Annotated in this window: 11 protein-coding genes; 6 read left to right on the forward strand and 5 right to left on the reverse strand. The window is 61.2% G+C overall.

What is annotated here, in order from left to right; genetic code table 11:
• From FNA46_RS14170 to FNA46_RS14195, 6 genes are all read left to right on the forward strand, one after another.
• Positions 1 to 1083, forward strand: coding sequence for a DUF1513 domain-containing protein (locus FNA46_RS14170; protein ID WP_143125862.1), 1083 nt, complete (start codon positions 1 to 3; stop codon positions 1081 to 1083).
• An 86-nt stretch (positions 1084 to 1169) separates the two neighbouring features.
• Positions 1170 to 1622, forward strand: a complete 453-nt coding sequence (locus FNA46_RS14175) for a TspO/MBR family protein (RefSeq protein ID WP_143125863.1) — start codon at positions 1170 to 1172, stop codon at positions 1620 to 1622.
• 72 nt (positions 1623 to 1694) lie between these two features.
• Positions 1695 to 2144, forward strand: a complete 450-nt coding sequence (locus tag FNA46_RS14180; RefSeq protein ID WP_143125864.1) for a PaaI family thioesterase — start codon at positions 1695 to 1697, stop codon at positions 2142 to 2144.
• Entirely contained in the window at positions 2141 to 2779 is a 639-nt protein-coding gene (locus FNA46_RS14185) for a 5'-methylthioadenosine/S-adenosylhomocysteine nucleosidase (protein ID WP_143125865.1), read from the forward strand. Before FNA46_RS14180 ends, FNA46_RS14185 begins: the two co-directional genes overlap by 4 nt.
• A 40-nt stretch (positions 2780 to 2819) precedes the next feature.
• Positions 2820 to 4400, forward strand: coding sequence for a glutamine-hydrolyzing GMP synthase (guaA, locus tag FNA46_RS14190; RefSeq protein WP_143125866.1), 1581 nt, complete (start codon positions 2820 to 2822; stop codon positions 4398 to 4400).
• 119 nt (positions 4401 to 4519) lie between these two features.
• Positions 4520 to 5458 (forward strand): FkbM family methyltransferase, encoded by a 939-nt coding sequence (locus FNA46_RS14195; protein WP_143125867.1) that lies wholly within the window; start codon positions 4520 to 4522, stop codon positions 5456 to 5458.
• 70 nt (positions 5459 to 5528) lie between these two features.
• Here the strand turns inward: FNA46_RS14195 and FNA46_RS14200 are convergent, their stop codons facing one another.
• The 5 genes from FNA46_RS14200 to FNA46_RS26080 all read right to left on the reverse strand — a co-directional run.
• Positions 5529 to 5774, reverse strand: coding sequence for an acylphosphatase (locus tag FNA46_RS14200; RefSeq protein WP_143125868.1), 246 nt, complete (start codon positions 5772 to 5774; stop codon positions 5529 to 5531).
• Between the two features lie 109 nt (positions 5775 to 5883).
• Positions 5884 to 7065: a LysR family transcriptional regulator gene (locus tag FNA46_RS14205; RefSeq protein ID WP_143125869.1), complete on the reverse strand. Its 1182-nt coding sequence runs from the start codon at positions 7063 to 7065 to the stop codon at positions 5884 to 5886.
• A gap of 163 nt (positions 7066 to 7228) precedes the next feature.
• Positions 7229 to 7570, reverse strand: a complete 342-nt coding sequence (locus tag FNA46_RS14210) for a hypothetical protein (protein ID WP_143125870.1) — start codon at positions 7568 to 7570, stop codon at positions 7229 to 7231.
• Positions 7571 to 7855: 285 nt separating this feature from the next.
• Positions 7856 to 8542, reverse strand: coding sequence for an invasion associated locus B family protein (locus FNA46_RS14215; protein WP_185969857.1), 687 nt, complete (start codon positions 8540 to 8542; stop codon positions 7856 to 7858).
• 127 nt (positions 8543 to 8669) lie between these two features.
• Positions 8670 to 9309, reverse strand: a 640-nt coding sequence (locus FNA46_RS26080) for a hypothetical protein (protein WP_210245881.1), incomplete at its 5' end; no start/stop codon positions are given.

Genomic DNA, 9309 nt, shown 5'->3' on the forward strand with positions numbered 1-9309 from the left:
ATGGTCCGCACCGGCGCAATCGACAGACGCCAGTTCCTGCGGGCTGCCGGCATCGGCTTCGTCGCCGCGCTTTCGCCGCAGAAGCTTTATGCGCTGGAACGCAGCGAGGCCGTCTATGCCTCCGGTTTCCGCGCGCCTGACGGCACCTATGGGATCGCCACCGCCAGCATCCGCGGCGAGGTGATCGATCGCATCCTGCTGCCGGCCCGCGCGCATGGCCTGGCCTATTGCCCGGTCAGCGGCCGCGGTGTTGCCTTTGCCCGGCGTCCCGGCACCTTTGCGATGATCTTCGATCCGGCAGGCCGGCAGGAACCCGTGGTGATCCATACGCCGGAGGGCCGTCACTACTACGGCCACGGACACTTTTCACCGGACGGCCGCCTGCTCTACGCCAGCGAGAACGATTTCGACGGCAATCGCGGCATGATCGGCCTCTATGACGCCACGGACGGCTTTCGCCGCATCGGCGAGTTCGAGGCGCAGGGCATCGGTACGCATGACATGACCGTTTCCGATGACGGGCGGTTTCTGGTCATCGCCAATGGCGGCATCGAGACGCATCCGGATTTCGGCCGCACCAAGCTGAACCTCGACCATATGCAGCCCTCGCTGGTGCTTCTCGATGCGAAGACGGGCAGCGTGGTGCAGCGCCACACCCTGCCGGACAATCTCAGCCAGCTCTCCACCCGCCATCTCGACATCGATGCCAATGGCCGCATCTGGTTTGCCTGCCAGTATGAGGGGCCACGCCAGGATCTGCCGCCGCTTGCCGGCAGTTTCGCGCCGGGCGAGGACCTGCGCTTCCTGTCGCTGCCGGAGGAGACGACGGTGCGGCTTGCCAATTATGTCGGCGCGATCGCCATCAATCGCCGGGATCGTCTGGTGGGGCTCACCTCGCCAAAGGGCGGCACCGCCGTGATCCTCAATGCCGATACCGGCGCGGTGCTCGCCGAAGAGACGGTGCCGGATGCCGCGGGCGTTTCCGCCGCCCCGGATGGCATTGCCGTCACCTCCTATGACGGGACGCTTGCCGGCACCCGCTCGCGCCTTGCCTGGGACCAGCATCTGGTGCGCCTTGCCTGAGCCGATGGGACGCTGCCCCGGCAACGCGTGCAGTGTGAAGACCTGCCGGGTTTCGATCCGTGCCGGGATGCTGTAGCCTGCGGCGCATGAAAAAGATCCTCATCCATCTGCTCTTCATTCTCCTGGTTGTCGGCCTCGGGGCGCTGATCGGCGTCTCCAACGTGCCGGGCACATGGTACCAGTCCCTTGCAAAGCCGCCCTTCAACCCGCCGAACTGGATCTTCGGGCCGGTCTGGACGGCGCTCTACGTGCTGATCGGGATTGCGGGTGCCCGCGCCTGGCTTTCGGCGCCGGCTTCCGGCCGCACGCAGCTGTGGTTCGGCCAGATGGCGCTCAACTTTCTCTGGACACCTGCCTTTTTCGGCGCGCAGAGCATGCTGCTCGGCCTTGTCGTCATCGTACCGCTGCTGCTTGCCATCCTCGCCTTCATCCGCATGAGCTGGACGGCAGACCGCGTCAGTGCGCTGCTCTTCGTGCCCTACGCGCTGTGGGTCGGCTTTGCCACGCTGCTGAACCTCTCGCTCTTCCTGCTGAATTAACCGCAAGGAACGCTGCCGGCTTGCGGGCTCTGCCCGGCCATGCCAGTTTCGCAGCCGCGAAAGGATGGGGCGATGAACGAGGGCGAAGACGTGGATTTCCGCGACCGGGTGCGGCAGAGTTTCGAGCGGCAGCAGGCCATGCGCACGCTTGGCGCGGAACTGACCCGCGTCGAGCAGGCCATGGTCGAGATCGAGATGCCCTTCGACGTGAAGCTGACCCAGCAGCACGGCATCCTGCACGCAGGCGTGATCGCGGCCGGACTCGACACCGCCTGCGGCTATGCGGCCTATACGGTGATTGCGCCGGAGGCCTCCATCCTCACCATCGAATTCAAGGTCAACCTCATGTCGCCGGGGCGCGGGGAGCGTTTCCTGTTCCGCGGCGAAATCACCAAGCCAGGCTCCACCATCATCGTCGCCGACGGGCGCGCCTATGCGCTCGGCGACGGCCCGGCCAAGCTGATCGCCTCGATGAGCGGCAGCATGATGGTGATCCGCGGCAGACAGGAATTTATCGGATGAATTTCGACATCAGGCAGGTCGGCAGCACCGCCATCCTCTTCGTGATGGCGGTCGAGGCCGAATATGGACCGCATCTGAAGGCGCGCTTTCGCCCGCTGATGACCGGCGTCGGCCCCATCGAGGCAGCGATCACTGTCACGCGCGCACTGAGCGTGCTGGAGGCGGAGGATCGCCTGCCGGATCTGATCGTCTGCCTGGGCTCGGCCGGCTCGCGCCAGCTCGAACAGACGGAGGTCTATCAGGCCGCCTCGCTTGCCTGGCGCGACATCGACGCCTCGCCGCTCGGCTTCGAGAAGGGCCGCACGCCCTTTCTCGATCTGCCGGCAACCATTGCGCTTCCCCACCGCATTCCGGGCCTTGCCGCCGCATCGCTCTCGACCGGCGGCAACATCGTTTCCGGCGCCGCCTATGACGCGATCGAGGCCGAGATGGTCGACATGGAGACCTTCGCCGTTTACCGCGCCGCCCAGATGTTCGGCATACCGCTGATCGGCCTGCGCGGCATTTCCGACGGCAAGGCGGACCTGCGCCATGTGGGCGACTGGACCGAATATCTGCATGTGATCGACGAGAAGCTGGCCACAGCCGTCGATCGGCTGACGGATGCCCTGCACAGCGGCGATTTGCGGCTCTGAGAGAGTTGCAAAAATGGCCGTTCTTCATTAAAGGCTCGCCATGACCCAGACAGCTCATCACGACCGCCTCCTCATCATCGATTTCGGCTCCCAGGTGACGCAGCTCATCGCGCGTCGTCTGCGCGAATTGAACGTCTATTGCGAAATCCACCCCTACCAGAACGTCACGGATGCCTTCCTCGCCGCATTCAGGCCGAAGGCCGTGATCTTCTCCGGCGGACCGGATTCGGTGACGCGCGAAGGCTCTCCCCGTCCGCCGCAGTCTGTCTATTCCTTGGGTATTCCAGTGCTCGGCATCTGCTACGGCCAGCAGGTGATGATGCAGGATCTCGGCGGTCAGGTGGAAGGCGGCAAGATTTCCGGTGGCGGCGGCACGGCGGAATTCGGCCGCGCCTATGTGACGCCGGCGGACCGGACCGATCCTTTCCTGTCCGGCTGGTTCGCGGAAGGCCGCGAGCAGGTCTGGATGAGCCATGGCGACCATGTCAGCCGCATCGCGCCGGGCTTCGAGGTCTACGGCACCTCGCCGAATGCGCCGTTTGCGATCACCGCCGATCCGAAGCGGCATTTCTACGCGGTGCAGTTCCACCCGGAAGTGCACCATACGCCGAACGGCAGGACGCTCTACGAAAACTTCGTGCGACTGGCCGGCTTCAAGGGCGACTGGACCATGGGCGCCTACCGTGCCGAGGCGATCGCCAAGATCCGCGCCCAGGTCGGCGACAAGAAGGTGATCTGCGGCCTCTCCGGCGGTGTCGACAGCTCGGTGGCTGCGGTCCTCATCCATGAGGCGATCGGCGAACAGCTGACCTGCGTCTTCGTGGACCACGGGTTGCTGCGCCAGGGTGAGGCCGAAGAGGTCGTCACCATGTTCCGCGACCATTACAACATCCCGCTGATCCATGCGGACGAGCAGGACCTGTTCCTGGGCGAGCTGGAAGGCGTGACCGACCCCGAAGTCAAGCGCAAAACGATCGGCAGGCTCTTCATCGACGTGTTCCAGAAGCACGCCAACACGATCGACGGCGCCGAATTTCTGGCGCAGGGCACGCTCTATCCGGACGTGATCGAAAGCGTCTCCTTCTCGGGCGGCCCCTCCGTCACCATCAAGAGCCATCACAATGTCGGCGGCCTGCCGGAAAAGATGGGCCTGAAGCTGGTCGAACCCTTGCGCGAACTGTTCAAGGACGAGGTGCGCGCGCTGGGTCGCGAACTCGGCCTGCCGGACAAGTTCATCGGCCGTCACCCCTTCCCCGGCCCCGGCCTTGCCATCCGCTGCCCCGGCGAGATCACCCGCGCCAAGCTGGACATCCTGCGCAAGGCGGATGCGGTCTATATCGACCAGATCCGCAAGCATGGTCTCTATGACGAGATCTGGCAGGCCTTCGTGGCAATCCTTCCCGTGCGCACCGTCGGCGTGATGGGCGATGGCCGCACCTACGACTATGCCTGCGCGCTGCGCGCCGTCACCTCCGTCGATGGCATGACTGCGGATTATTATCCCTTCACCCACGAATTCCTCGGCGAAACGGCAACCCGCATCATCAACGAGGTCGAAGGCATCAACCGCGTGACCTACGACATCACCTCGAAGCCGCCCGGCACGATCGAGTGGGAATGATTCTGGTTGTGATGGTAGGCTGATCTCTACCATCACAAACCGCCGTGTGATAGCTTCCAGAAACACTGTCAGGTTGAACGGCGCCGCCGTTTAAGCAATGATGTCTGGGAGGAACGTGCATGGCATACCTCGGTGGAAAAACGCTTACACAGTTGACGCTTCTGGCCAAAGGCCTCTCGGCGACACGGCCGAAATCCTTGTTCCAGATGATTTCCGGAATGGGTGCACCGCTTCCGGATATTTCAGCGGTCACCAATGAGTTTGGTTCGTTTACCGGGCTGCGCAACGATTACCTGTTCCAGTCCATCGGGGAAAAGGGCATCAACGAGGCGCATTTCCGTGATCTCGCCCGGGTGCTGATCGAACCGGACTGGAATGCCCTCGATCTCGGCGCCAACCTTGGCAGCCACTCCGTGCTGATGGCAAAGCTTGTGCCCGGCGGCCAGGTCTTTTCGTTCGAACCGCAATCCCTCACATTTTCGCTGTTGCAGAACAATCTGTTGCTGAACGGCTGCGGCAATGTTCACCCCTATCGCTTCGCCATATCCGACGGCGACCTGCAGGTTCTGACCATGGAAGCCTTCAGCTATGCGGGCGATAGCATCAACAATGGTGCCTTGCGCGTCAGCGCCCGCCGCTCCGCCGGGGACCTTACCATCAGCAAGCGGCTGGACGACCTGTCACTGCCACCGATCGGTTTCATCAAGATGGACATCCAGGGTTCGGAACTGAAAGCCCTGAAGGGCGGCGCAAACCTGATTGCCCGAGACAGGCCCTTCATGTTCATCGAAATCGAGGAGCAGCATCTGCAGTCGCTGGGCACCAGTTCGAAGGAGCTCATCGAGCACATTCTTGGCTTGGACTACATCCTCTTCCGGATCATGACCCACTACCCTTGCGACCATATCTGCGTGCCGGCGGAAAAAATCGACGCATTCCTCGCAGCTCTGGGCACGTCCTATTCCTATCCTCTGGAACGGATCGAAGGACGGCGGGTCCTGCTGACATTTGCGCGTCCGCGGGATCAGAATTACCAGCGCCTTGACGTCATCGGGTAAGCCGCAAGCCGACCGTGCCCCTGCCTTCATCCGGAGGCAGGACGATGCTTCCGTGGATCAACGCAAGCTGTCAGCCATGTTTGACAGAGCGCTCGATCGCGTCAACCCAGACATCGATAGGCCCCAGCAGGCAGCCGATTTCCATGGCGTCGATCAGTTCTTCCGGACCGGTGAGTTCGAGGATCAGACGCGTGGCATCGGCCTGACAGACGGTCTGCTCAAGGCCGAGCTTACGGGCATGACGCTCGACCCAGGGCAACAGGGCAGCACTGTCCAGCGCGCCGTCAATGACCATCCGTTCGCAACGTTGCGTCATGCCTGCTCCGATAGAAGTAAGGTCGCCCGACACGTTGGTCCGGCGACGGGTCCCGTCACACGAAAGGGAAACCGGACATCCGCGACCTTGCACGTGGCAAGACAGCGGGTCAACCCGTTGCCCGCATCGGTTCCGAACCGGGTGCCAGTCCGTAAAGCGGCATTGCCGAGAGAAGCCCTCTTACCCATTTTTGCGCCAGGGAATGATCCGTACGCTCGTGCCAGGCCATCGTCAGCTGACTGCGCGGATAGGGAAAGGGGCATTTGATCACGCTGAGCGGCAGCAGACCGGCATGGTGGGTGGCAAAACCATATCCCGCCGTCAGCACGAGGTCGGTGCCCGGCAGAAGATGAGGCGCCATCAGATAGTCGCAGAGCACGATCCGCTGGTCACGGGCCGTGCGCTGGAGGCCTGCCGCAGTTTCCAGAACACTCGGCAGCCAGGCCGAGCCACCGGGCGCCATCAAATGACGCGCCCCGGACAGATCCTCAAGGCTGGGCGAGCTGTGCGCAAACCGATGATTGCGGTCCACAAGCCAGACCACCTCCTCTTCCGCGAGAATGGTTCGCTTCAGCCCCACCGGCATCTGCAGCCAGTGACCGATCGCCACATCAACCGCACCATTGGCCATCGCCCCCTCGAGATCGAAATCTGCGGGCAATCGTTGCAGCACGAACCGTGCGGCCGGCGCCTGCAATGAGGCCTGCCGCAACACAGTCCCGAGCAGGCCGGGGGACACCGTATCGGCAACTCCGATCGTCATGGTCTGGTCGAGGGTCTGTGGCTCGAACTCCTCCGGCCGCAGGATCAGTTCGTTGAGTTCGGACAGAACATGCTGCGCCGTGCGATAAAGGGCCTGCGCATGATCTGTCGGCACCATGCGACCACCACTGCGCACCAGAAGCTCATCCCGGAAAATGTCACGCAACTGCTTGAGGATCAGACTCGTCGCAGGCTGGGAGAGGTTCAGTCTGCGTGCGGCATTGGTGACATTGCCCTCCTCGATCAGTGTACACAAGACCCTCAGATTGAACGCCGTCAGCGGATTATCCAGTACGCGCAACCTCTCGCCCCCTTGTGGTCGCATGTCATGCAAGTCCAATGATGGAAACCCGCTGAAATTGCAGCTGATCGCCAGACCGAACGATCCGCCCGGAAGCTCCGGACAACCATCCGCACCCACAACGCCATCAACGCATAGAATTAATACATAAATGAAAAATGTCGATATTTTTTGATAAAATTTGAATACTTTTTGCAAATCAAATTGCGAAAATAAGATGAAAATCAATTATATTATATAAGTTATTTAAAATATAAAAATAATAAATTGTCACATTCAAATTTCACACAGCGAAAAATAAAATAATCCATCTCAATAATTCATCTTACCAGCCCAAAGAAAAACAACAATTCAAAATACAAATTATAACACACTACCGCTCTCTCGACATCTATGAACTATTCCAGCAAGATGAGCTGGCGTTCTCCACGAGGGCGCGAAACGCAGTTTGATTACCTGATATCGCCACCGATGCTGGTCGGCGTGAAAAAATCTCAAAAGTCGCCGTCATCGCAAAAATGAACAATCTGGGATCACCCACTGCCAGCGTGGTCGAGTTCGGATCGATTGGCCCGGCACCGAAGAGGTCGTCGCTCAGATGCCCGCCGATCTCAAAATCAAGGCCGAAACCGCCATCCCCATACGTCATCCGCGGCTGACCTTTGACATAATCATTGAAGGCAACACCGGCGTCGAGAAAAATGCGCAATCGAGGGGAGAAGGGCAGTGCCAATGCCTGCTGCCTACTGGCGTTCCCCGCCTCGGGGGCGTCGCGGAGTTGACCGGTCCAATAGAGACCACTGTCACTCGAGATTGACGACATCTCATAGGCCGGTAGCCTATTGGATCCGCCCAGGCACCAGAGTTCACCTGACGACAGCCGCTTGTCCGGCATATACTGTCCATCGGACCGCGCCAGCAGACTGAAGCCATTGCCGAGGGACTGGGAGAGGCCGAGCAGCCTCCCCTGTACTGCATGCCGCGAGACAGGTGGCATAGTGACGACCCGCTCGTGGGATCAGCCCTTCGGCTGCTGCGTTGCCATGCGCGTATTTTCCTTGACCATCTCGTCATAGGCCTTGGAGAAGCCCGCAGCCGAAAAGCCGATGCCCACCTTTTGGCCGGTGCGCGAAACGATGACAACGCGACCACCATCCTTGGAGCCCTGCAGCGCCTTGATGAAGGCGTCATCGGTCGTTCCCTCGACAAAGCAGCCCTGGACGGAGCAACGGTTGACGCCAGCGGTGCTCTGGTAGCTGCCCACTTCGACGGAAACGCCGGGGGTCAGCAGGAAGTCCAGCGGCAGCACATACTGGATGACATTGCTCTTGGCCTTCGGATCGAAGGCAATGCTCATCACCAGGATGTTGCGGTCTGTATCCTTCTGGGCGATCCGCTGCTTGATCTGGCAGTTCACGTTGTTGATGGCCGGGTCATAGCACTCCAGCAGCCAGTCGCCATGCTGCTGCACGGTGACCTTCGGACCGCTCTGCACCGTGCCCGGCGCTGCCCCGTCCTTGCCCTTCTGGGCCGCATCGGCGGGCTGGGAGGGCGTGGAGGTCGGCGCAGCCGCCTGGGATGCCGCGGCGGGTGCCGCAGTATCGGCTGCCTTCGGTTTATCACCCGTGCCGGCAGCATGCGCCATCAACGGTATGGCAACACCCAGCGTCACGGAGACAGCAAAGGCAGTGCTCAGGGACTTCAAACGGAATGCATTCGTGGACACGACATCCTCACTTCTTGGAATCAACTTCATGTTGGCTGTGGCACAAAGGCCATTTCTGTGAAAGGGCAAGGTTCGGCTTCCGTGACCATCGCCCCTCCCTTGATCGTCAGTTCTGGAGGCCCAGAACAATTGTCCCGCCGTCGATGCGGTCGACAGCAATGGCGTTGCTGCCATACATCCAGTTCACGACAGCCTGCTGATCATTGCGCAGGGCAAGTAGAGCTGCCATGTAAAGGCTTGAATCCGGCACTTCCGGAACGAACGGACTGGTTGTGCCGGAATTGCGCATGCCGGTTTCGAGCATGCTGCGATTGCCATCCCCACCATCATCAATCGTATTGCCGGCCGTCGCAATGATGCGCAGCGGCGACGGGTTTTGCGAGCGGACCTTGCGCAGCGTGACGTTACGCGCGCCATGAATGCGCACCCTGCCAAGCCCGCCGTCAATCCATCCCCCCATCATCTGCGTCACACTTCCATCAAGGCTGTCAATGATGACATCCCCGATGCCGGCTGCCGTGATATCCGATGCTGCGCCAATCGAGATATCATGCTGCGCCAGAATGTTGATGTTGCCGTCAGCCGTATCGAGATCATCCTCAAGGACAATGTTGCCAGTTCGGCTGAAGATGCCGAGATCGCCCGCGCCACCCGTCTTCACCTGGCCAAGCGTGGCATCCGTACCAGCCGACAGCGTCACGCTGCCCGTGCCGCCGTCGATCAGCGAGCCAGAGGCCTGCGTCAGG

The sequence above is a fragment of the Affinirhizobium straminoryzae genome (genome assembly GCF_007004135.1).
GTDB lineage: Bacteria > Pseudomonadota > Alphaproteobacteria > Rhizobiales > Rhizobiaceae > Neorhizobium > Neorhizobium straminoryzae.